Source organism: Pseudomonas asuensis (assembly GCF_014646755.1).
Lineage (GTDB): Bacteria > Pseudomonadota > Gammaproteobacteria > Pseudomonadales > Pseudomonadaceae > Chryseomonas > Chryseomonas asuensis.
Genome location: NZ_BMNW01000005.1, coordinates 24950 through 48318, shown reverse-complemented (window position 1 = coordinate 48318; position 23369 = coordinate 24950). Strand labels below are relative to the sequence as shown.

General features: G+C 55.5%; 24 protein-coding genes. 13 read left to right on the top strand and 11 right to left on the bottom strand.

Going from position 1 to position 23369, the window contains the following annotated elements:
• Nucleotides 1–56: 56 nt before the first annotated feature.
• The 3 genes from glgX to IEX86_RS12150 all read left to right on the top strand — a co-directional run bounded on the left by glgX (nt 57) and on the right by IEX86_RS12150 (nt 3865).
• On the top strand, nt 57–2156 hold the full coding sequence (glgX, locus tag IEX86_RS12160) for a glycogen debranching protein GlgX (RefSeq protein WP_188866404.1): 2100 nt from the start codon (nt 57–59) through the stop codon (nt 2154–2156).
• A gap of 123 nt (nt 2157–2279) precedes the next feature.
• Nucleotides 2280–3290, top strand: a complete 1011-nt coding sequence (locus IEX86_RS12155) for a class 1 fructose-bisphosphatase (RefSeq protein WP_188866403.1) — start codon at nt 2280–2282, stop codon at nt 3288–3290.
• A gap of 158 nt (nt 3291–3448) precedes the next feature.
• Entirely contained in the window at nt 3449–3865 is a 417-nt protein-coding gene (locus IEX86_RS12150) for a hypothetical protein (RefSeq protein ID WP_188866402.1), read from the top strand.
• Between the two features lie 56 nt (nt 3866–3921).
• On the opposite strand, the gene IEX86_RS12145 is transcribed toward IEX86_RS12150, so the two are convergent.
• From IEX86_RS12145 to IEX86_RS12120, 6 genes are all read right to left on the bottom strand, one after another.
• Nucleotides 3922–4509 carry an O-methyltransferase gene (locus IEX86_RS12145; RefSeq protein ID WP_188866401.1) on the bottom strand — a complete coding sequence of 196 codons (588 nt, stop codon included), beginning with the start codon at nt 4507–4509 and terminating at the stop codon, nt 3922–3924.
• Between the two features lie 114 nt (nt 4510–4623).
• On the bottom strand, nt 4624–5673 hold the full coding sequence (locus tag IEX86_RS12140) for an acyltransferase family protein (protein WP_188866400.1): 1050 nt from the start codon (nt 5671–5673) through the stop codon (nt 4624–4626).
• A gap of 473 nt (nt 5674–6146) precedes the next feature.
• Nucleotides 6147–6674 carry an HI_1492 family protein gene (locus IEX86_RS12135; RefSeq protein WP_188866399.1) on the bottom strand — a complete coding sequence of 176 codons (528 nt, stop codon included), beginning with the start codon at nt 6672–6674 and terminating at the stop codon, nt 6147–6149.
• Between the two features lie 144 nt (nt 6675–6818).
• Nucleotides 6819–6959, bottom strand: a complete 141-nt coding sequence (locus IEX86_RS12130) for a hypothetical protein (RefSeq protein WP_188866759.1) — start codon at nt 6957–6959, stop codon at nt 6819–6821.
• Nucleotides 6960–7032: 73 nt separating this feature from the next.
• Nucleotides 7033–8067, bottom strand: a complete 1035-nt coding sequence (locus IEX86_RS12125; protein ID WP_188866398.1) for a sensor domain-containing diguanylate cyclase — start codon at nt 8065–8067, stop codon at nt 7033–7035.
• Nucleotides 8068–8231: 164 nt separating this feature from the next.
• Nucleotides 8232–9593 carry an MATE family efflux transporter gene (locus IEX86_RS12120; protein WP_188866397.1) on the bottom strand — a complete coding sequence of 454 codons (1362 nt, stop codon included), beginning with the start codon at nt 9591–9593 and terminating at the stop codon, nt 8232–8234.
• Between the two features lie 169 nt (nt 9594–9762).
• Between IEX86_RS12120 and IEX86_RS12115 the strand changes: the two genes are divergently transcribed.
• On the top strand, nt 9763–10620 hold the full coding sequence (locus tag IEX86_RS12115) for an urea carboxylase-associated family protein (protein WP_188866396.1): 858 nt from the start codon (nt 9763–9765) through the stop codon (nt 10618–10620).
• Nucleotides 10621–10678: 58 nt separating this feature from the next.
• On the opposite strand, the gene pcp is transcribed toward IEX86_RS12115, so the two are convergent.
• From pcp to IEX86_RS12100, 3 genes are read right to left on the bottom strand one after another with little or no spacing between them, the layout of a single operon-like run.
• Nucleotides 10679–11320 carry a pyroglutamyl-peptidase I gene (gene pcp, locus IEX86_RS12110; protein WP_188866395.1) on the bottom strand — a complete coding sequence of 214 codons (642 nt, stop codon included), beginning with the start codon at nt 11318–11320 and terminating at the stop codon, nt 10679–10681.
• Between the two features lie 8 nt (nt 11321–11328).
• Nucleotides 11329–12279: a DUF979 domain-containing protein gene (locus tag IEX86_RS12105; RefSeq protein ID WP_188866394.1), complete on the bottom strand. Its 951-nt coding sequence runs from the start codon at nt 12277–12279 to the stop codon at nt 11329–11331.
• A gap of 4 nt (nt 12280–12283) precedes the next feature.
• Entirely contained in the window at nt 12284–13015 is a 732-nt protein-coding gene (locus tag IEX86_RS12100) for a DUF969 domain-containing protein (protein WP_188866393.1), read from the bottom strand.
• Between the two features lie 361 nt (nt 13016–13376).
• Here IEX86_RS12100 and IEX86_RS12095 point away from each other — a divergent pair, with 361 nt between their 5' ends.
• From IEX86_RS12095 to bfr, 6 genes are all read left to right on the top strand, one after another.
• Complete coding sequence (locus IEX86_RS12095; protein WP_188866392.1) at nt 13377–14291, top strand: LysR family transcriptional regulator; 915 nt, start codon at nt 13377–13379, stop codon at nt 14289–14291.
• A 96-nt stretch (nt 14292–14387) separates the two neighbouring features.
• Nucleotides 14388–15134 (top strand): 5-oxoprolinase subunit PxpA, encoded by a 747-nt coding sequence (locus IEX86_RS12090; protein WP_188866391.1) that lies wholly within the window; start codon nt 14388–14390, stop codon nt 15132–15134.
• Nucleotides 15131–15811: a 5-oxoprolinase subunit B family protein gene (locus IEX86_RS12085; RefSeq protein ID WP_188866390.1), complete on the top strand. Its 681-nt coding sequence runs from the start codon at nt 15131–15133 to the stop codon at nt 15809–15811. The genes IEX86_RS12090 and IEX86_RS12085 overlap by 4 nt, the downstream gene beginning before the upstream one ends.
• Nucleotides 15808–16761 (top strand): 5-oxoprolinase subunit C family protein, encoded by a 954-nt coding sequence (locus tag IEX86_RS12080; protein ID WP_188866389.1) that lies wholly within the window; start codon nt 15808–15810, stop codon nt 16759–16761. The genes IEX86_RS12085 and IEX86_RS12080 overlap by 4 nt, the downstream gene beginning before the upstream one ends.
• A gap of 94 nt (nt 16762–16855) precedes the next feature.
• A complete protein-coding gene (locus tag IEX86_RS12075) occupies nt 16856–17749 on the top strand; it encodes a PA4780 family RIO1-like protein kinase (RefSeq protein ID WP_188866388.1) in 894 nt (297 codons plus the stop codon).
• 45 nt (nt 17750–17794) lie between these two features.
• Entirely contained in the window at nt 17795–18286 is a 492-nt protein-coding gene (gene bfr, locus IEX86_RS12070) for a bacterioferritin (RefSeq protein ID WP_188866387.1), read from the top strand.
• 30 nt (nt 18287–18316) lie between these two features.
• Here bfr and IEX86_RS12065 read toward each other — a convergent pair whose 3' ends face one another.
• Together IEX86_RS12065 and ada are read right to left on the bottom strand one after the other, a co-directional pair.
• Entirely contained in the window at nt 18317–18556 is a 240-nt protein-coding gene (locus IEX86_RS12065; protein WP_188866386.1) for a hypothetical protein, read from the bottom strand.
• 27 nt (nt 18557–18583) lie between these two features.
• Nucleotides 18584–19645, bottom strand: coding sequence for a bifunctional DNA-binding transcriptional regulator/O6-methylguanine-DNA methyltransferase Ada (gene ada / locus IEX86_RS12060; RefSeq protein WP_188866385.1), 1062 nt, complete (start codon nt 19643–19645; stop codon nt 18584–18586).
• A 179-nt stretch (nt 19646–19824) separates the two neighbouring features.
• Here ada and IEX86_RS12055 point away from each other — a divergent pair, with 179 nt between their 5' ends.
• Genes IEX86_RS12055 through IEX86_RS12045 form a run of 3 tightly spaced genes read left to right on the top strand, consistent with a single transcriptional unit; the run spans nt 19825 to nt 23224 of the window.
• Nucleotides 19825–20583 carry a substrate-binding periplasmic protein gene (locus IEX86_RS12055; RefSeq protein WP_188866384.1) on the top strand — a complete coding sequence of 253 codons (759 nt, stop codon included), beginning with the start codon at nt 19825–19827 and terminating at the stop codon, nt 20581–20583.
• Nucleotides 20574–22484 (top strand): diguanylate cyclase, encoded by a 1911-nt coding sequence (locus IEX86_RS12050; protein ID WP_188866383.1) that lies wholly within the window; start codon nt 20574–20576, stop codon nt 22482–22484. The genes IEX86_RS12055 and IEX86_RS12050 overlap by 10 nt, the downstream gene beginning before the upstream one ends.
• 2 nt (nt 22485–22486) lie before the next feature.
• Nucleotides 22487–23224, top strand: a complete 738-nt coding sequence (locus IEX86_RS12045; RefSeq protein WP_188866382.1) for a substrate-binding periplasmic protein — start codon at nt 22487–22489, stop codon at nt 23222–23224.
• Nucleotides 23225–23369 lie beyond the last annotated feature (145 nt).

Genomic DNA, 23369 nt, shown 5'->3' with positions numbered 1-23369 from the left:
CTCAATAGCCGGCACCTTTCGAGTGCCGGCTTTGTCCTGCTTTACGGAGATCCTCTGTGCCCCGCCATATCACTCATCTCGAAACTGGAAACCCTGCCGAACTGGGCGCGACCCTTGTCGGCGATGGAATCAACTTTGCCGTATGGGCGCCGGAGGCCGAGCGTGTGGAGCTCTGCCTGTATGACGGCAAAGGTGACCTTGAAACCCATCGGCTCGTATTTCACGAGAAAACGGGCAGTGTCTGGCATGGGTATCTTCCAGGAGGTAGGGCAGGACAGCGTTATGGTCTGCGTGCTTATGGTGCGTATCAGCCATCCCAAGGCCTTTATTTCAACCCGCATAAGCTCTTGGTTGACCCCTACGCCAAAGCAGTGGACCGCCAGTTCGTTCTGCATCCCAGTGTCTATGGTTTCGATCCTGATCATCATGATCGTCCAGACCATCGCGACAGTGCAGCCCATGTTCCCAAGGCCATTGTTCAGGCACCGCTGGAGCCTATTGACCCTGAAGGGCCGCGTTACAGGGGCAGTCAAAGCCTGATTTACGAGCTGCATGTACGCGGCATGACCATGCAGCACCCCAAAGTACCCAAAGCCATGCGCGGCAAGTTGGCCGGACTTCGGCAACCCGCCGTGATCGAGTATCTGCAAAAGCTGGGCGTGACTACGCTGGAGCTGCTCCCCATTGCGGCATGGGCTGATGACCGCCATTTACCTAAGCTGGGCCTGGGCAATTACTGGGGCTATAACCCTGTCACCATGATGGCCGTCGATCCGCGTCTGGCCGGACGCGATGCCATCCTGGAGTTACGCGAAACCGTGGCTGCTCTGCATGCCGCAGGGTTCGAAGTCATTCTTGATGTGGTGTTCAATCATACGGGGGAGGGTGACGAACTGGGCCCAACCTTCTGTATGCGAGGCCTGGATAATCGTGGATATTACAGGCTGCATCCAGATGATCCTTCGATCTATATCAACGATGCAGGCTGCGGTAATTGCCTGGCATTGCAACGCGAGCCGGGGTTACGTCTTACGATGGACTCCCTACGCTACTGGGTGGAGGCCGCAGGCGTCGATGGCTTCCGGTTTGACCTCGCGCCTGCCCTGGGCCGGCTAGAGACCGGCTTTAGTGTCGACGCGCCACTCATGCTGGCCATTGCCCAAGATCCGATCCTAAAACAGGTCAAGCTGATTGCTGAGCCTTGGGATATCGGCCCTGGCGGCTATCAGGTTGGGCAATTCCGCAGCCCTTGGGCGGAATGGAATGATGACTTCCGCGATGATGTGCGCAAGTTCTGGCGGGGCGATAACGGCCTGCGCGGTGCCTTGGCGACCCGACTGTCAGGAAGTGCTGATCTCTATGACCGAAACGGTCGGAATATTGATGCCAGCATCAATTTCGTGACAGCTCACGACGGCTTTACCCTGGCGGACCTTGTGACCTATGCGCACAAGCATAACGAAGCCAATGGTGAAGAGAACCGTGACGGGACGCAGGACAACCACAGCTGGAACAACGGAACTGAAGGACCAACTGACGATCCCCACATCCATGAGCAGCGTGCTGCCGATCAGCGCGCATTACTGGCTACAGTCCTACTGGCAGGCGGCACACCGATGCTTACTGCCGGTGATGAATTTGGCCGTAGCCAACACGGTAATAACAATGCTTATGTCCAGGATAATCCCCTGTCATGGCTCGACTGGACACTTGCCAATAATCCAGCGGGTAAGCGACAGATTGATTTTGTCGCCCGGCTGAGTGCACTGCGACGTCAGTACAAGGCGTTACAGGCGGAGCACTTTATAGGGCGTCCTGCCCATGGAGACTGGATCAGTGTGCAGTGGCTCGACGCAGAAGGTGAGCCATTGGACGAAGCTGGCTGGAATAAGCCTGAACCTTCACCGTTGGCGCTGGTGCTGTCGCCCATGAACGGGGCTGGCCACTTGAGGGCGGAGCGGTTATGGCTTTGTTTTCAGCCGTTAAACCATCCCCAGACGTGTCGGTTAGCGCTATCTCGTGACGGCCATCACTGGTCGCTCATTCTAGATAGTGCGCGTCCTGAACTGGAAGCGGGTCACGCAGTCTATTCCAGCGCCGAAAGCCTAGCGCTCGGCCGCGGTGTTAGCATAGCCGTGGAGTTGCTGCGTCCATAGCGGCGTGCAGACCTTGTCTATCGAACAATCAGAACGTTGGGTGGGGCTTGTAGGCCGCTTCGCTTGAGACGGAGCTTGAGCATCCGCGCTACACTGCGCGAACCTTTTCTACCGGAGCGTCACATGTCCCGTATTACGCTGAGCCGCTATCTGATCGAACAGACCCGTAGTCATAAAACTCCAGCCGATCTGCGTTTTCTGATCGAAGTCGTAGGCCGTGCCTGCAAGCGAATCAGCTATGAGGTATCCAAGGGTGCGCTAGGTGGCGTACTAGGCAGTATGGGCACCGAAAACGTTCAGGGCGAAGTTCAGAAGAAGCTGGACGTACTGTCCAACGAAATCCTGTTGGAAGCCAACGAGTGGGGCGGCACCCTGGCGGGCATGGCCTCCGAAGAGATGGATCAGGTTCACCAGATTCCAGGTGAGTACCCAAAGGGCGCTTATCTGCTGATGTTCGATCCGCTGGATGGCTCGTCCAATATCGACGTAAACGTTTCGGTCGGTACCATCTTCTCTGTGCTGCGTAAGGATCATGGAGGTGCCACCTACGGTGATACCACTGAAGAAGCCTTCATGCAAAAGGGCACTGAGCAGGTCGCTGCAGGCTATGCGATTTACGGTCCCCAGACCATGTTCATTCTGACCCTGGGTGATGGCGTCAAAGGCTTTACCCTGGACCGTGAACTGGGCAGCTTCGTATTGACGCATGAGGACATCTCCATTCCGGAGACAACCGCTGAGTTCGCCATCAACATGTCCAACCAGCGTCACTGGGAGCCGCCGGTACAGCGTTACGTAAGCGAGCTGCTGGCTGGCAAGGAAGGTCCGCTGGAGAAGAACTACAACATGCGTTGGATCGCCTCCATGGTGGCCGATGTGCATCGTATTCTCACCCGTGGTGGTATCTTCATGTACCCACGTGATGCCCGTGAACCGGAAAAGCCCGGCAAGCTGCGTCTGATGTACGAAGCCAACCCGATGGCCATGCTGGTCGAGCAGGCAGGCGGTGCCGCTACTAATGGTTATCAGCGTATTCTGGAAGTCCAGCCGGAAGGTTTGCACCAGCGCGTAGCGGTATTCCTTGGCTCGAAAGACGAAGTCGAGCGTGTTACCCGTTACCATCAGGACGCCTGATAATCCACTGGCCAATGGTCTCCCACCGTTGGCCAGTTTTACCTTTCTTCTGGTATGGGCTTTGTTCAGCCTGTATTAAGTCCCGATTCAGACGCTGTTAAGTGCTGTTTTTCTAACCTGACCGTGCTTGCTCATCCATAGCCAGCGAGGACAGTGTGATGAATCTCTTTCAGAAAATCGCAGCGTTTGCAGTAATCAATACCGTAAGCTACACCGCCCTGGCAGCGGATCGCGATACATCTTTCGAAAACACGAGTGGCTCTATGAGCGACGGTATTGCGGACACCCGTGACCTGCTGCATATAGCCAACGAATCCGATGCCAATGATGGGCGCTCCCAATACCCACAGTGGAGTCAACGCTTAGGGCGCTCAGGTCATGGTTATATAATGACGACCGGACGCTTTAACGGAAATAGGCTTGAGCCGTATAACCTCTCAGGACATTATTCAAGCGTGTCTGCCGCAGCCCGCTCCAGTGGGTCAGGCCGGGTAACCTTCGATGTGCCGCACATCGAGCAGGCGGCACCAATCCACCCGTTGACGCACTATTCGCCCGAGAAAGACGCGATCTAGCAAAATAAAGCTAAAGCCCTACGCAGGAATAAGTTCATTCCCGTGCAGGGCTATGTTCAGGATCTGCGGGTGGCGAGGAATTCGCCTTTACCTACCGGCACAAGGCAGGTCGAAAAGTCTGGATCATGCTCAACAAGCGCCTTGAATACAGCCATTTCGTCGACATGGGATAGTGCATTGTCCACAATCAAAAGGCCGCCAGGGCGCAGGGCTCTTTTGAGATCGGACCACCAACCACAGTATTCATGGCGCTCGGAGTCAAGGAATACGAGATCCAACGAATTGTTATCCTGTGCAGCCAACACCGAGCCGCCGTCACTGTGAATTTGTGTAATCAGAGCGTCTAGCCCAGAGCGCTTGAAATTCTGCCTGGCCAACTCGATTTTGGTCTCGGAGAGCTCCACTGTGCGGATAGCCCCGCCGATCATTTGAGCGGCTCTTGCCAACCATAGGGTGGAATACCCGTTGGATGTTCCAATCTCCAGTACACGCTTAGCATTTGCAGCCTGCACCATCACGTAAAGAAACTCACCTGTGTTACGTGTGATATTGAGCATCCGGCCAGAGCGCTCATGGATACGACTATCGTTAACTTCCCCGAACGCTTCCAGTTCTTTTAATAAAGATTCCAAGTCAACAGGCATTAACTATCCGCTCGCTACTTTTATTTTAAGAATTTAACGGTGCTTGGATAATAATCGGTTAATAATAAAAATAAAGCCCTGCCAGTAAGATTGGCAGGGCTTTTAATGAAGCGGTTAGGAAGCAACCGGGGGTGTATCGTTACTCGAATGCTTTGGTTGCTTTTTTAAGAAGTTTAACTTGGGCGCTTGGAACATATAGTCCATACGAAGTTTCAGCATGATCTTAGCGGCAATGATCGGTACGATAATACCAACGACGCAAGCTGCAAAAATATGCAAATAGACATTATCCACATGCAAAAACTTGCTCAGGATGACTCGTACACCACTGCCGGCCAGGATGTGCATCAGGTAGATCGGCATGGACAGGGTCCCGATGGTAATGAACCATTGGACCGGTTTGCGAGCCAGCACCATAGACACGCTTGTTACCAGCAGAATGGCTGATAGGGCCACCATCAATGACATCCAGCCGCGATCGATATAGGTGTGATGCGAGATAATATGGAATTGATATTCCAATCCGGCTGTAACCAAAAGCGTAAAGATTGCAATCCGGCCCGGCTGTGACTCAATAGCGGCAGCGATATTCGTGAACCACACGCCAAAGGCGAAGAAGACAAAGTTCTGGATCAGGAAATCAACCAGCATCTGGCGAGGTGCATATTCCTGAAGCCCATAGGCTACAGCGGATAGCAGGAAGATGGGCAAAAAGACCTTCTTCGACTTGCTGCCATACAGCACGATAGAAAGGGCGAATACAAAGAACAGTGCGTACAGGAACCAAAACTGCGCTCTTGGCTGCCACAGCAGAGAAAAGACCTCACCCAGCGTAACGTCGCCATTGGTATAGCGCGATAGGAAGGCTTCGATCAGGCCTTGCAGGATTGACCAGACAAGGAAGGGATACACCACGGTATCTAGCTTGTTGACGAACACTCCCTTGCCGCCGCGGCTCGTTAGCGATTTGAAGAAAAACAGGCCAGACAGAAAGAAGAATAATGGCATGTGGAAGCTATAGATGATGCTATCCACAAGCATGTGCGTCTCGACACCGGCTTTGATGATGTCGGCATTCAAAAGTCCACGGAGTACATGGCCATAGACAACCAGGATTATGCCAATAGCCTTGGCATAATCAACCCAAACATTTCTACTATTCATTGAACTATCCTTGATTCAAAAGTTGAAACTAAGACGAATTTTTAGAGGTAACAAGTTGGGAGCTAACTGCTCGTCCCTATGCCTGTCGGGTCCTGCTTCCTTGCTCAGGCTAAGCCGCTTTAATAACAACGAGAGATCATAAGTCCTTCATGATTTATGGTTGCTGTACGCACAGTGAAAGTTCTAAAAAGTTAATCCAAAACAAGGATTCACTTTAAAGATTATTAAGCATGAGCATGCTGTTTGTTACTGACCAAAACTAAAAAGCTAATAACGACTCTACGTAAAAAGAGTTTGAGATAGAATAAAACCGTATTTACGAAACCATCACAACTCTGACGTCGGGGTCAGACACTGGCCATGTGCTATTGTTCCATGGTATTTCGAAAATATTTCACTGTTTTGTAGGACAGCTCGCCAAGCTGGCATTTGAGGCTAGACGTCCTCAACGTGTAGTGCTTGTCAGTGGCCGTCTAAAGATCAGGATTGATGCCCTTAAGCTGCTTTTTGACCAGAATTTTTTCGTAATCAGGTGAGGTATAGATCAGGAGCGCTTGCCGCTTCATGTCTGCGTTGGTCGAAAACTTATAGAACACTGTGTTGTTGTCGAACGCCATGAACGCGTGGCTGTTAGGTTGGTTGTCCAGCTTGATGAAGTGATCCGAGGGGGATTGAGAGGAGGGCGGTCCGTATTTCTCCGTTAACCCTTGAGCAATCAGAAAGCTCTTTTCCACCGGTGTAACGATCGAGATCCGTAAAAAACGGTTGTCAATAAAAAACAGGCCGGCCTCAAGGCTGTCCTTGCCCAACTTGAGGTCAGGACAGCTGTAGTATTCCAGTCCTTCGATAGGCGCAGTACGTGGAGTTAAAGTACAGATCTTGCTCTCAAGGACCGTCTGCCTGCTATCACCAAAGTGCAAATTCTTATAGCCGTCTACCGCTTGGGAAGCGCCTGCATGCAGCGCAACAATAGCGCCTAGCAGATACCCTGACTTTCGCATTTCATGACATCTCGATGTGAGGGGCGAATGATGGCAGAGCGCATCATACCGCATGTCAGTAGCGTTGAATTAGAGGATTGGAGGCAGGATCTGGCGTTCGGGTAGGCCTGGATGGCATTTCAGGCCTACCCATCAATGAGGGGTTTACCAGACGCCAGGGGGAATGATGTCGTCGGAATCGTATTTGATCTTGTCGATGTTTTCTTTCTTGCTATGTTCCGGCGTCTTGTCATCCAGGGTCTCGGACTGGCGATCTTCCTTGGGGTAGTCATCGGCTTCAGGCATACAGGCGTCCTCCAGTGAATAGGGGTCACATCTGTTTGGGCTGGTAAATGCTTCCGAGGTTCCTTGATTGTTTTTATTTCAAGGCCAATACAACGCGGTTACGGCCCTCGTGCTTCGCTTGGTAAAGCGCTGTGTCAGCACGCTGTAACAGCGATTCGGCAGGCTCCTCCGCATCACCTTCGGCGCCACCAATGCTGGTTGTAACGGCAACAGGTCCGTTAGCAGTGACAAACGGATCTTCGGCAATGGCAAGACGTATACGCTCGGCAATGCCGTCCAGCTGCTCCGCTTTGTCGATTCTTGCAATGACTACAAACTCTTCGCCACCCAGCCTGAGCAATAAATCGTGGGGGCGAAGCGTCATGGCGATCCGATGCGCGGTTTCGACCAGGACTTGATCGCCTATGGCATGACCATGCTGATCGTTAACCACCTTGAAGTGATCCAGATCGATGAAGAGGGCGCTGATTCGTTCACCATCCCGTCGGGCTGCCGCTTGCTCAATCGGGTAGAAATGTTCCAGCGCAGCGCGATTCCATAACTGGGTTAGAGGATCGAGCATCGCACGGCGCCGTTCGCGTGAGATGACGGTACGCAAGTATCGGGTCTGCTCTGAAAAACTGCGCAGCTTCAAATACCCGTCGGCCATCTGAGCAAGGTCTCTCAGGCGGCAACGCTCCTGAGCGGTCAGCTGCTTGGGTTCGGAGTGCATCAGGCACAGGGTGCCGATTGGCAGGCCTGAGGGCGCGATCAAGGGGTGCCCTGCATAAAAGCGTATGTAAGGAGGCTCGATCACCAGAGGATTGGACGCAAAGCGTTCATCGCTCAAGGCATCTGGCACGATCAGAGGGCGATGAGTATCAATCAGGGCATGTGCACAAAAGGCAATACTGCGTGATGTGGCGCTAAATGGCTTTCCACAGCTAGCCTTGATGCGTTGCTGTTCGCAATCGATCAGGCTGATAAGCACCCACTCGACCTTGAACAGATCACGGGCGATTCGCACCAGCGCATCCATATAGGCATCAGCTGGAGTGTCGAGTATTTCAAGTGATTCCAGCGCTTTTTGGCGCTCGGCTTCACGAGGATGTGCAGGCGCAGCGTGCATGATGAATCCTGTGCAGGTGATGCAATCACGTTATCTCAGGGGACGCTTCGTTTGTTATGACCTTCGGAGAGGCGGTGCGTTGCCAACGAGATAAGGATTGATTGCATTGTCCGTTGGCTTAAACCCTGCCGCTCTCAGCCAAGCCATTACCGAACTTTTGTGCATTACGATAGGTCCTGATTCAGCGGAACGGGTATCCAGGCGTTTTGCTTGGCCATTCGCCAAGCCTGAAGGCCTTGTACAAGGCCCCGTAGCGCCATAAAGCTCAGAAACGATAGCCATAGCCCATGATTGCCAAAGTCTTTGAGCAATACCCCTAAGGGCAAGGCAAGCAGCGCGGCAATAAGCATGGCATTACGCATTTCGCGCGCGCGGGTTGCTCCAATAAATAAACCATCCAGCAGGTAACTGCTCATGGCGATGACCGGCAGCACGGCCAAGTAGGGAAGGTACGTATACGCCGCTTCCCGGACCGCTGGAATATCGCTTTGCAGGTCGATGAAGCGCGTGCCGAACAGGGCAAACCCTATGGCAAATACCAGGCTGGCCAGCAGTGACCAGCCGGCTGCAATGACAAGCGTCTGCCGGAGTGCTGTTCGATCACGGGCACCAATAGCATGCCCTGCCAAGGCTTCTACTGCATGGGCAAGCCCATCCAGGGCAAAGGCTGTCACCATCAGGCCATTAAGGAGTAAGGCATTGGCGGCCACGGTAGCATCGCCCAGACGCGCACCCTGAAAAGTAATCAGGAAGAAAACACCTTGCAAGGCCAATGAGCGGATAAAGATGTCGCGGTTAACGGCTAGTAGGGATCGCCAGGTAGACCAGCGCTTAAGCAAGTCGATCCGAATCGAGCCTGCCATATGGTGCAACGTCTGGCGCGCCAGCCACAGCCCAAGCCCTACGCCTATCCACTCGGCTAAAACTGTCGCTGCTGCAATCCCGCGAATCCCCCATTCAAGGCCAAACACGAACAGCACTTCGAGCAATAGATTGACGATATTGGTGGTCAGCAGCATCGCCAGTGGTGCGCGAGCGTTTTGGGTACCTAGTAGCCAGCCAATCAGCGCGTAGCTGGACAAAGCAGCAGGCAGGCCCAGCAGGCGAATCTGGAAAAAGCTCGCGGTTGCCTCGCTTAGGGCAGGAGACGACGTCATGCTATTCAGCAACACAGGAAGGCCCATCAGCGAAAGGCCCATCAAACCAAGCGCCAGGGCAAACGCCAGCAGTAGACCTTGCAAAAGAATCTGCCGAAGCGCACTGCCATCCGCACGGCCGCTTGCCTGCGCAGCGAAACCCGTCGTTCCCATGCGTAGAAAGCCCAGCACCGCCACCATTGTCGTGTAGAGACTGCCGCCCACTGCCACGGCGCCCAGATCGTGTACGTCCGGCAGGTGGCCAGCAATGGCGGTATCGACCAGGGTCACAAGCGGTACAGTCAGGTTAGACAGAATCATCGGGCCAGCCAGCACCCAGACGCGACGGTGCATGGGGCGGTAACGCCAATCGGCAAGCAGGGTAGACATCAACGGCTCCAGTCAGCAGGACCCCTAGTGTAAAGGCTTACCAAGCAGCCTGTTTCTCTGCGGATAAAAACAGTTCTGGCCTGCAACGGGAGGCACGGTTAGTGTTGGATTGTGCTAGCGGTACTGCATCACCTGTGTATGGCGGATTTTCTCTAGGAAAGGAGCTGACATGTACAAGCATTATCCTGCTGCTTATCAAGCGAGCAAAGGTTCGGCCCTGTCCGTGGACACGGCGTTTTATGAGCGTATCCGTGAGGCCAAGGACAAACGGATGCTTATTGAGTCCTTCGAGGTTCCAATCCGCACGGGGCGGGCGTGGCGAGTGCCCGCCGGACACCTGTTCCGCATTACGACACCCGTAGGGCCACAGGTGGGCGATTTTAATATCTGGAATGCCCATGATCCACGGGAGCGGCTATGGGCAGCCCGGACGCGTCAACTACAGGGCGCTCATGTCTCTACCTATGACCGGTTGTGGTCGAACCTTCCCTTTCTACGGCCTATGGTCACCATCACGGACGATACCCTGGCCAATTATGGTATCGATGAACATGGCGGGCGTGTTCATGATCTTCTTGGGACTCGCTGCGACCCTTATGTCAACAAGCTGCTGACCGGCGAGGATTTTCATCATCATTGCCATTCAAACCTGACGCGTGCAGTGCTGCCTTACGGGCTAACCGAATTCGATGTGCATGATGTATTGAATATCTTTCAGGTTACTGGCCTCAATGATGAGGACATGTACTTCATGAAGACTTGTCCGGCGAAGCAGGGGGATTATCTGGAGTTCTTTACCGAGATCGATGTGCTGTGCGCCTTGTCGACCTGCCCGGGCGGCGATCTTTCCGTTGCGCTATGGGGGCCGGATGCCCGGGATCCATTATCAGTCTGTCGCCCGCTGGGCGTTGAAATCTATTCACTGGATAACAGTTTGCTCGCGGGCTGGTCATCCCCTGAGCGAGCGAACTACAAGGGAAACCACGGCCTGAAGTTGGTCCCCCCCGCATGGGATCGATATGACTAGCCCATGAGTGCGACTGTGGACGTACGGATTGTTCCTCCACGGTCTTGGCTAAAGACAGTTAATTCAACTGCCCGCCGGTTTCCTTGAGATCAGTGGGCGTCATCATGGCGGCCTTCACCGCAATGCCCAGGCCCGCGACCAATGTTTCCAGCGCCATGGACGGCTGGCCGGGATGCCGGGCAGCCTGCTCGGGCAGGTAAGGAATGTGAATAAAGCCGCCACGTACATTCGTACCTGCAAGGCGATGCATCAGCCCATAGAAAACATGGTTGCAGACGAATGTGCCAGCCGTCTGCGATACGGAGGCAGGAATACCGGCATCTCTGAGCGCCCGCACGATGGCCTTGATAGGCAACGTTGAAAAGTATGCAGCCGGGCCGCCAGGCACCACAGGTGTATCGATGGGTTGCTGGCCATTATTATCGGGGATACGCGCATCGTTGATATTAATGGCAACGCGCTCGATGCTCAGGTCTGTACGTCCGCCAGCCTGCCCTACGCCAATGACCAGTGCTGGCCGATGCGCTGCCAGTATGTGATCCAGCGACACCAGCGCCGCACCGAAGACGCAAGGTAGCTGGCGCGTGATGATGTAAGCATCGCCCAGGTTCAAGCCATCCAGTTGGCGCACGGCCTCCCAGGAAGGATTCACGGGCTCGTTTTCGAACGGTTCGAATCCGGTCAACAGGATGGTGGTCATGGCAGTCCTCACATCAGGATGTATAGCAGCATGATATTAACTGCCAATAGACTCAAGGCGGTGGGGATTTGTGCCTTGATGACACTATTCTTATCCGGCAAATTCAGCAGGGCGGCAGGCACGATGTTGAAATTGGCTGCCATAGGCGTCATCAGCGTACCGCAATAACCCGAAAACATGCCGATAGCTGCCATGACGGCGGGGTTGGCATCGTACTGCCCGACCAGAATCGGGACGCCCACGCCACCGGTCATCACCGGGAAGGCTGCAAAGCCGTTGCCCATGATAATGGTGAACAGCGCCATGCCCACGACATACACGGTCACGGCCACGAAGCGGAAGTCCATGTTGATATAAGCCGTAGTGAGGTGTGCGACAGCCTTGCCAACGCCCGCGTCGTTGAACAGGAGCCCCAGCATGGCGAGCATTTGCGGCAGCACCATGGCCCAGCCCAAGGCTTCGGTCAGGCGGCGCGATTCGCGCATGGATTGCACGGGAGTATCGCGAGTCAACCAGCAGGCGAGGGCGAGGGAAACCAGACAACCTACGCCAAGGGAGACGAAGGTGGTGTTCTTGGGATCCAGCAGTGGAAGACCGCCTATGTGCAGGTCCTTAACCACCACCGAGCCGATCACGGTTACTAGCGGAATGGCCAGCGCAGGGATGAACAACTTGTTCTTGAGGCGCAGCGCACTGGCCTGACGTTTTTCCGCCGGCAGCTCACCATGTTTGCCAAGCCCGACGCCACCCGTGCCTGCAATGACTGCCATGACCAGCACGCCTACGCCTACCCAGGCGGGCGGCAATAGATCGCCTACCAAGAAGACAAGGCTGAACAGCGCCCAGAACACACCGGTTGTCCAGCGTTTGGGGTGTTGGCGGTCAGCAAACGTCATGATCGCAGTGATTGCCAGAATGATACCGGCCAGCCAGTAAAGGTATTGAATCGAGAGGATCATGGCATCACTCCTGACGGCCGATAGGCGTATGGTCGGCGTCCAGACGTTTTCCGCCCAGCTCGCGCTCCAGCTGGCTATTGAAGCGCTTGAGGCGAATGGCATGGATGATGAACGCACAGATCGCGGTAGGAATGCCCCATACCGCAATGTGCAGCGGCTCTACGTCGATATTGGAGCCGAGCAGGAAGGTATGCATCAGGGCGATGGCGCCAAAGGCGACAAAGATGTCTTCGCCAAAAAACAGACCGATGTTATCGGTGGCGGCACATAGGGCGAGCAGTTTGTAGCGGATTTTCTCAGGCAGCTTGCCGTAGCGGTTTTCCGCCGCCCCTTCGGCCATCGGCGCAAGCAGCGGACGCACCATCTGCGGGTGCCCTCCTAGACTGGTCAGTCCCAGCGCAGCTGTCAGCTCCCGTACAAACAAGTAGAAGATCAGGAGTCGGCCTACCGTGGCCGTGCGGATTTTGGCGATCCAGTTCTGTGCATGCTCACGCAGGCCATGCCGTTCAAGAAGGCCAATAACGGCGAGCGGCAGGAGGATGATGAGGGGAAGGGCACGGGTTTTGACAAAACCTTCACCAATCGTGGCAAGAATGGTTTCAAACGGCATGAAGGCCGCAAAACCAGTCACCAATGCTGCCAGTGCTACGACCAGCATAGGGTTGAAGCGCAGCACAAAGCCGATGACGATGACCAGCACACCGATCAGCGGCCACAGGTTGACTGTGGTTTGCATGGGGGAGTCTCCCTCGCCGGTTACGCCCAGGCAGGTGGGTTTCACGGCTGTGTGGAGGCGATCGGGAACGCCTCCTTTGATGGTTTACGCCGCCCGAGCCGGCGCCAATTCTTGTTATGGCTGCATCCAAAGCGATAGCGCTACAGGTATCGACCAGACAATGCCGGATGCGTGCAGCTGCTTGCTCAAGGCAAGCGTCCCCATTTTTTATATGGATAGTTGATAACGTCCAACAAATAAAAGTGTTCACTGCTGATTGATAAAAAGTGTGCCTTTGCGAGGGCGTGGTAACTGGGAACCCGTAGTAGGAAGCCGCGTAAAGGGGGTAGAGTGAACTGCTCCACGAGAATGGTAAGCCAGCATGAACCTTCGCTTTCTCGAAACATTTGTCTGGGTGGCGCGTCTGGGCAGCTTTCGGTTGACGGCTGAAAAACTGTCCAGCACCCAGGCGGCCATCTCCAGCCGTATCGCTGTGCTGGAGGGCGAGCTGGGTGTCCAGCTATTTCTGCGTGACCCACGGGGTGTGACGCTGACGGCCGACGGTCAGAGAGTCTTGAGTTATGCCGAGCAGATGATTGATACCTGGCATGACCTGCGCAAAGTGCTTGGACAGGAAACACGGTTGAACGGACGCGTGCGCATCGGCGCCATGGATACGGTTATCCATAGCTGGTTGAGCGCCTTGTTCACGTGTATCTCCGAGGCCCATCCGAACGTAGAAATCGAATTGCTGGCAGATACGGCGCTCAATCTGAGCGACCAGCTGCTGAAAGGTCAGCTCGACCTGGTATTCCAGACTGATCTTCTGCGAGCCGAGAGCGTACGGAATCTGAGGCTTGCCAGTTATCCCATCCGCTGGGTGGTCGCAACCGACTCACCACTCAATCGTGTGTACAGCAGCCTGGGTGAGCTGGCTTGCGAACGACTGATTACCTTCTCACGTAATTCGCGTCCTCATCAGGACCTGCTTAACTTTCTGCATCAGCAGGGCAGCTCGACGCCACGAATCTCCTGCGTCAACTCGGCGGCGGCGATTATCCAGCTGGTCAGCGACGGCTTTGGTATTGCCGCGCTGCCGCCGGCGTTGGTCAGCGAGGCGTTGAGGCGCGGAGCACTGACGCTTCTGCCGTTCGAGGCGCCGCCTTCGTTTGCGGTGTATGCCAGCTGGCGTACAGGCGTCGGGCTTGCCTTGAACGAGGCCATTGTGGCACTCAGCCAACAGGTAGTGGGCAGCTTTTGTACACAGGTCGGACCCGAACAGGCTTTGCCGGCCTGACGCAATAAAGCCTTATCGCCGGGGGTAGGAAAGTTTTGTTGGACAGCTAACACAATTCCCCAAAGACTGGTTTTTCCGCATCAAGGGAATCCTGATATGAGCACGCGTATCCTTTTGAACTGCGATATGGGCGAAAGCTTCGGGGCGTGGACAATGGGGGACGATGCCCATGCCATGCCCTTGGTGGACCAAGCCAACCTGGCGTGTGGCTTTCATGCCTCAGACCCGCTGACGATGCAGAAAACCGTGGCCTTGGCTGTCAGGCATGGGGTTCGGATTGGCGCACATCCCGCTTATCCGGATCTGGTGGGCTTTGGGCGTCGACACCTGGCCTGTTCACCTGAGGAAGTAAAAGCGCTGGTGCTCTATCAGATAGGTGCTCTGGAAGCCTTCTGCCGTGTGGCAGGGACTACCGTGCAGTATGTAAAGCCCCATGGCGCCTTGTATAACGATCTGGTGCGTGACGATACCCTGCTCAAGGCTGTGCTTGAGGCCTGTGCGAGTTTTCGCGAAGGGCTTCCGCTGATGGTGCTTGCCAAGACGGACAACACTCGCGAACAGCAACTGGCGGAGCAAGCGGGTGTTCCGCTGCTGCGAGAGGCCTTTGCTGATCGGGCCTATTTGCCCGACGGGCAGTTGGCGCCTCGCCGCGAAGCAGGTGCGGTGCATCATGACCCTGAACGTATCCTGACGCAGGCGGTGGCCATTTCTCGCGGGGAGGCATTTCCAGGCTTCAATGGCCAGCCCATGCGCCTGACGGCAGACAGCCTGTGTGTTCATGGTGATAATGCCGAATCCCTCGCTGTGTTACGTCGCCTGCGGGCGGCTCTGGATGCCGCATGATTCGGATTGAGCCTTATGGCGCCGAGGCGCTACTTCTGACACTGGCTCAGACGCCCAGCCCGGATTTACCCGGTCGTATTGCGCGTCTGGCTGATCTGGTTCAGCAGGCGTTGGGTGATGCTGTTATCGATCTGGTGCCCGGCTGGAACACGCTGCTCATTCATTATGATCTGCTGCGCTATGACCTGGCGGATATCCAGGCCCGCGTCACGCCTATCGTCGAGGTATGGCGTCAGGAGCCGGAGGCCGTCCAGAGCCCTTCGCGCCGGCATGAAGTGCCTGTCTGGTACTGTGGATCGGATCTAGAGTCAGTGGCTGCCGCCTGCTCATTAACGGTCGATGCCGTTATCGCCTTGCATTGCGGGCGCGACTATCTGGTTGGCGCCATCGGATTTGCGCCTGGTTTCGCCTACATGGGAGAGCTGGATGAGCAGATTGTGCTGCCCCGGCTGGCATCCCCGCGGCCGCGCGTGGAGGCTGGTAGTGTGGCGATTGCCGAGCGCATGACAGCGATCTACCCCCAGGCATCGCCGGCTGGCTGGCACATTCTCGGACTGAGTGCCTGGCCGCTGTTCGATCCGCAGGCTGAACCGCCATGCCCGCTTGCCGTGGGTGATCGGGTCCGCTTCGTCGCGGTTGATGAGGCCACGTATCGCGCCGCAGGAGGTCAGGTATGAGAGGGCTGAAGGTCATTAAACCGGGGCCGCTGAGTCTATTGCAGGACGCTGGCCGCTATGGTTGGCGTCATTTGGGCGTATCCACGTCGGGCCCAATGGATCGGCAGGCAGCGGCTTGGGCCAATCACTTGCTTGAAAACCCCTATGGCAGCGCGGTTGTGGAAATTGCCCTCGGCGGGGTAGAGCTGGAGGCACAAGTGGATACCTGGCTGGCATTGACGGGTGCTCCATTAGGCGCGACGGTAGACGGGCAGGCAGTTCCAGCCTGGTCGCGGTTCTGCATGAAGACCGGACAACGGTTGCAACTCGGATTTGCCCAGGCTGGACAGCGCGCGTATCTGGGCGTGGTTGGTGGCTTTGTAGCTAAGACTATTCTGGGCAGTGTGGCGACGCACCGTCGGGAGGGGCTGGGCGGTCTGGGCGGTGATGGGCAGGCGCTACGGGTTGATGACGTTTTAGGCTGTAGCCCCGGACTCAATGCCTTTGACAAGGCCTTGGGGGCTGCGAGCCGTTTCATTCCAGACTACCGTGAATCTCCTACGCTGCGTCTGGTCATGGGCGGTGATGGCGAAGCCTTTGCAAAAGAGCAGCGGGAGCGTTTTTTCAGCTCACCCTGGCAGGTCAGTCCCCAGGCAGATCGCATGGGCATTCGCCTACAGGGAGATGCCTCGTTGGAACCGCCCGTCCGCCAATGGTCGCTGGGTGTTCTGGCCGGTGCCGTTCAGGTTCCACCGGAAGGCCAACCTATTGTGTTGATGGCAGACTGCCAGACAATGGGAGGGTATCCGGTCCTTGGCTTTGTGCATCCGGTGGATCTATGCCGCCTGGCGCAGTGTCCTGCCTACCATGAGGTGCGCTTCGCGCCGATCGAGCTGGAGGAGGCCCAGAGCGATCTCAAGCGGTTTTATCGGTTTTTCAAGAACCATGAAATGAACCTATGCGCGGACTAGAGGGCGCCGCTTGTGCGAGCGATTTTTGCTGAGCGGTGCGTCATGACGTATAACGTTATGTAAGTATGGCCAGAAGTGATCAACGTACAAACAGATGAAAACACCCAAGCGCATGGAATCTCTGGTCGAGGACGGCCTGATTGATGAGGTGCTGCGCCCGCTGATGAGCGGCAAGGAGGCATCCGTATATGTAGTCCGGTGTGGCGACGAGGTTCGTTGCGCCAAGGTCTACAAGGAAGCTAACAAGCGCAGCTTTCGTCAGGCGTCCGAGTACCAGGAAGGCCGCAAGGTGCGTAATAGCCGTCAGGCACGCGCCATGGCCAAGAGCACCAAGTATGGCAAGAAAGAGCGGGAGGAGGCCTGGCAGAATGCCGAGGTTGCCGCCCTGTACCGGCTGGCGGGCGCTGGCGTTCGCGTGCCGAAGCCGCATGATTTCCTGGATGGCGTCCTGCTGATGGATCTCGTGACAGATGAGCGGGGAGATGCTGCTCCGCGTCTGAACGACGTGACCCTGACGCCCGATGAAGCTCTGGAATATCATGAGCTAATGATCAGGCAGGTTGTACTTATGCTATGTGCCGGGTTGGTACATGGTGACCTGTCTGAGTTCAACGTACTGCTGGCAACTGATGGCCCCATGATTATCGACCTTCCACAGGCCATCGATGCGGCAGGCAACAACCATGCCTTCCGTATGTTGGCCCGGGATGTAGAAAACATGGCTCAGTATTTTGGACGCTTCGCACCTGAGCTGAAGCAGACCCGGTATGCACCGGAGATGTGGGCGCTTTATCAAAAGGGCGAGTTGCATCCCGATACGCCACTTACAGGCGTCTATGCTGAACCGGAAGGACAGACCGATGTTTCGTCCGTCATGCGCGAGATCGAAGATGCTCGCCGCGAAGAAGCACGTCGTCAGGCCGCTCGCAAGGAGGCTGATGCCCCTTCGTCCAATGATGAGCCTCCACCACCGCCATGGCTGAGTTGACCCCAATACTCGGCCCGGTGCGACTATTTGATTAGGTAGTAACCCATGAAAGGTCACACGCACGTTATCGATTATCTGAAGGACCTGCTCCGTGGCGAGCTGGCCGCGCGCGACCAGTACTTCATTCATTCCCGAATGTATGAAGACTGGGGTTATCAGCGCCTGTATGCGCGCATCAACCATGAGATGGAAGAGGAAACCCAACACGCAGATGCCCTACTGCGCCGCATTCTTTTTCTGGAAGGGCAACCTGACATGCGCCCCAAGGAGATTAACGTGGGCCATACGGTGCCGGACATGCTGCGTAGCGATCTGGCGCTGGAATATGAGGTGCGCGAAGCCTTGGCCAAGGGCATCGAGTTATGCAACAGCGTAGGCGATTTTGTCAGCCGCGAAATCCTGGTAGTACAGCTTGAGGATACCGAGGAAGACCACGCCTATTGGCTGGAACAGCAACTGCGCCTGATCGATAAGCTGGGACTGGAAAATTATTTACAATCCCAGATGAAGGCCGTGGAGCCTTCCGAGACCGTATAAGGCATCGGGTTCGAGGCGCCGCCTGGCGCCTCAGGCTACTTCCTGGATACAGACATCACTCAGCCCGACCTCAACGGCACGCCGCTCGATGCTAGGTTGGGCATGTAGCTCCCAGGGCGCATCCACCACACCCGTGGGTTCAGGGACATGCTTGATCAGCAGCTGCATGATGGCTTGCTCCTGAGTAATAGGTTCGAAACTTTCCATCTGTTCTTCAAGCGGCTCGCCATTGAAGCGATAACGAATGGCATAGCGATGCAGGTTGTGCATAACGGTCTCCTTGGATGTTCCTGTTATCTAGATGGACCGCGACCGCTCTCTACTCGTTTCAATCACTTCTGCCTCGCGTTTGAGTAGTGCTTCCTTGCGTGCAATCCCCCAGCGGTATCCGGTAAGGGCTCCAGTAGCCCCGACCACACGGTGACAGGGCACCAGCAGCCCTAGGGGATTACTGGCGCAGGCTCGAGCGATAGCGCGTGGATGACTGTCCAGCTCTACGGCCAGCTCTCCGTAGCGGCGCGTCTCTCCGGGCGGAATCTTCATGAGGGCATGCCAGACGCGCTGCTGGAAAGCACTGCCTTGCATATCCAGGGGTAGCGCGCTTAAGTGGGTCGGCTCATCAAGCTGTGCATGAACATGCACAAGCTCATCGGCCAGGGCTGCGTCATCACGTTCGCAATGGGCAGCGGCGAAGCGTTCCGTTAATTCCTGCTCCAGGGCGGGTAGCTCATCTCCAAACAATACAGCGCAGAGACCGCGAGAAGTCTTGGCGACCAATACCTGCCCAAGCGTACATGCCGCGATACCATAACGAATGTGTTCACCTGCACCCTTGCGTCGACGTTGCGCCAGGGCCAGTGCATGGGGATGTTCATAGACGGCGCGGCTGCTGCCATATCCACTGGCCAGTGCGGCCTCCAGGACGGTGTCCGACTTGGGCAGATTGGCTTGCAGGCGCTGCTGGCGGCGGGCCTCAGCCCAGGCACGGGGCGTAAGTCCGGTACGCTGTTTGAATAACCGGGCCAAATGTGAAGGCGAAAGCCCAATGCGAGCGGCCAGTTGCTCCAAGGGTAGGGGCTGCTCAGCTTGGTCAAGCAGAGTACACGCTGCCTGAATCAAGGCATCTTGCTGCTTGTCGGGACTTTCCCGGTTCGGGAGGCAACGCTTGCAGGCGCGATAGCCGGCTTTTTCTGCTTCGTGTGGTGAAGTGTAAAACGCCACGCGTTCCTTAAGTGGGCGGCGGGCAGGGCAGGAGGGACGGCAATAAATACCCGTGGTCTTGACTGCAAACACGAATCGGTCGTCATGGGTCGCATCACGAGCACAGACGGCGCTCCAGCAGAGGTCGATGTCGAGCATGGCAGTGATCTCATCAGGGTTTATGTGATTGTCGACCTGTGAGCAAAGGCAAGCAATCCACTTCGCGCTTTCAAACTCCACTAGCGCTCCGTCCGGGCCCAGTAAAGATTTGTATCGCCTGAGCGATAAATACTATTAGACAAAACGTGACAAGCCTTTGTGCTTCCTGGAACCGGGCGATGAGCCAAATAAAGACCGTATTATTTTTGCTGACGCTTCTCATAGGCGGTCTGCAGCCTCTTCATGCCGAAGAGGTATCGCTGCGCGTCGTCACGGAAGAGCTGCCTCCCTACAACATGACTGTTTCCGGCAAGCTGACCGGCTTTAGTACAGAGGTTGTAGAAGCTGTATTGGCCCAGGCGGGGCTCAAGGGCACGTTTCAGTCAATGCCTTGGGCTCGGGCTTACGACACGGCACTGCACGATGAGAATGTGCTGATTTATTCCATTGCACGCATCCCCCAGCGAGACCTGCTGTTCAAATGGGTCGGCGTGATTGCGCCAGCCGAGTGGGGGCTGTTCAGCACTCGCGCTCGGGACATCTCTCTTCGTACGCTCGAAGAGGCCAGGTCTTACCAGATCGCTACGGTTCTTGGCGATGTAGGCGAGCAATATTTGCAGTCACAGGGTTTCTCTACTGGTTTGAACCTTCAGTCCAGCAACACCTATGAGCAGAATTACCGGAAGCTCAAGCATGGACGAGTGGATTTGTGGATTGCCAATGCTGTCATGGGGAAATATTTGGCCCGTCAGGCAGGGGAAGACTGGAATGATGTCATGACCCTCGCCTATCCGCTTACCGATTTCGGACGCAACGAAGGACTGTACATGGCCTTCAGCAACCAAACGTCCGATGAAGTGGTGGCCCGTGCTCGTGAGGGACTGGAGCAGATCAAGCGTAACGGTATCTATGAGGCCTTGAAAAAGAAATGGCTGTAGAAACGGATAACGCTCATGTGGAGTTGCTGGAGCGCTGGCCACAGGGTCGCCATTCGCTAGGTTGGCGTTTAGTGATTGTCACGCTGGGATTCTGCTTTTTTTTCACGCTGGTTACCGTAGGGGTTCGTACCTGGGCGGTGTGGCATGAGCATGTCCAGCAGATGGACATCGAACTGGGATTGATCGAGCAGGTTTACCGACGCACGCTAACCAAGGCCGTTTGGGATATGGACCAGGACGCGGTCGAAGCACATTTGGACAGTGCTGTTCATATCGAGTCCGTGGCGCGTGTTCAATTGACTGTGCTTTCAGCTCAGCACATTCCAGTGGTTCAGGTTCGTTCCCGCACAGGGTGGGTAGATTCGAACCTGGCTCCGGTCCGCCGTGTTCCGTTGGTCTTTTCTCCGTACGCCGGCAGTAAGGAAACCGTCGGTGAGTTGATACTGTATGGCAATGAAGACCTGCTCTGGTCTGAAATGAGATCGGTCGTGGTCTCAATCGTCGGGTTTCAGCTCCTGCAATCGATCTTGCTGGCCGGCTTGATCATCCTCATGTTCAGTCGTCTGGTTACTGTGCATATCCGGCGGATTGCGCTTCATCTGACGGAGTTGACGCCCGAACGGCTTGACCTTCCTCTACGGCTTTCCCGGTCCGCCAAGCGCGAGGATGAGTTGACCCTGCTTGTTCAGGGCATCAATCAACTGCAAAGCAACCTCTCCGGGTATCTGGGGCGGCAGCATATGTACGAAAAGGAGCTTGCTGCGCACCGCGATCAGTTGGCTGAGCGTGTACAGGTCCGTACGGCTGAGCTGCAAAGCCTGACCGAGGCGCAGCAAATGGTTTTGCTGCTTTCCAACCGACTGATCCGCGCGCCCTATGAGCGGCTGGAGCTCTATCAACAGTCTTGTCTGAGTGAGGTTGCTCAGCGTTTGGGCGCTTGTTATGCCCTCTGGTATGTGCGCGAGGAGTCAGGCATTTACTTTCGTCTGGCCATGCACTGGCGCTGTGAAACATGCATCGCCCCGGAAAGCCAGATCAACGCTGCACAACTGGCGCATCTGGACGTGCTTCTGGATCAGGGCGGGCCGGTCACCTTTACCTCGGGCAAGGCGCTGAGTGAAGTACTTTCAGCCTATGGTGCTGCCACCTTCCAATTACTGGATGCCGAAGCCACTGCGTTTGTTCCGGTAGGCGCAGGTGACGAGCAACTGGGCTTTCTGGTGTTTATTCGTAAGGAAGTCGCTGACGTCTGGCGGCCCGATGAACACGCCCTGCTGGCCATGACCGCTCAAATGCTCCTGCACAGTACCCGGCATCGGGTGCAGCTGGGCGACATCATGCAAACCCAGGAGGCGTTACGAGAAGCCAATGCTCAATTGAAGGAGTTGTCCCGGAGCGACCCACTGACAGGGTTACCCAATCGACGGCACTTCGATGAAGTAAAGAATATCGAGTTCAGCCGCGCCCAGCGCTCAGGTCAACCGTTGTCTGTGTTGATGTGCGATATCGATTTCTTCAAGCGCTACAACGACACCTACGGACATGCCCAGGGGGACGAGTGCCTGCGTCTGGTGGCCTCGGCCATGAGAGGCAGCATTGCGCGAGCAGGCGACCTGGTAGCTCGCTTAGGTGGTGAGGAGTTTGCTGTTCTGTTGCCTGCTACGGACAGGGCTATGGCTCACTTGCTGGCAGAGCGACTGCGCCAGGCGGTTTATGACCTGGCCATTTCGCATAGCGGATCCTCTGTAGCGTCTGTCGTCACGCTAAGCATTGGATCGGCCACATTCGAGACAGGCGCCTCCACAACTTTCCATGAATTGCTCGAACTGGCTGATCGCTCTTTGTATCAGGCCAAAGGAGATGGGCGTAACCGCGTTGTAAGCGCGACACTCAAGGATTAATCATGAAAGCCAGAAAATGGATGGTACTGCTGTTGGGGATGGTGACTGCTCAGGTCATGGCTGAGCCGATCCAGGTAGTTACCGAGGAAAGTCAGTTTATTACGCTAAGAAATGGGCGCATTGGCGGTGCCGCAACCGAGGTGGTTGAGCTTACGCTGAACCGGGCCGGGCAAACGGATTATAAAATAAACCTTTACCCTTGGGCTCGCGCCTATGACATTGCAACTAACCAGCCAAATGTTCTGATCTACCTGGTTGCTCGAACTCCAGAGCGTGAAGCTCTGTTCAAGTGGGTAGGGCGGGTAGCGGCTGCGCAATATTACTTTTACAAGCTGAGGGCTCGTACGGATATCAACCCTCAGAATTTGGATGATGCGCGGCAGTATAGTATTGGCGTCATGCGTAATGACTTTCGGCATCATTACCTGCTGCACCATGATTTTTCCCGGCTGGTTCTCTCTGCTGGCATAGAGGAAAACTTCCAGAAGCTGCTCAATGAAAAAGTGCAGCTAATCCCTATGACAGACAGTAGCGTGGCTCATGAATGTGCCAGACAACAGTTCGACTGTACCAAGCTGGAACGGATTGAGGCTCTAGGGTTTATGGAAGCGGAACTGTACATGGCCTATAGCGTGTCGACAGATGATGCTGTAGTCGAAAAGACGCGTACTGCCTTTAAGCAGCTTGAGCAGGAAGGCACAGTAAGTAGAGCTCTGCTTACCCTCCAGAACAAACCGTGAGAGGTCAGCCTCAAGTAGTGAGTGTTGATCCACGTCTCGTCTTTACCGTAATGCAATGTCTGTTATTTGCAGAAAAACACACCTTGGCCATCTGGCAGGAAAGCGTGACGGCATCTCGTTATCCTAGGGTGTCTGAGGATTGTTT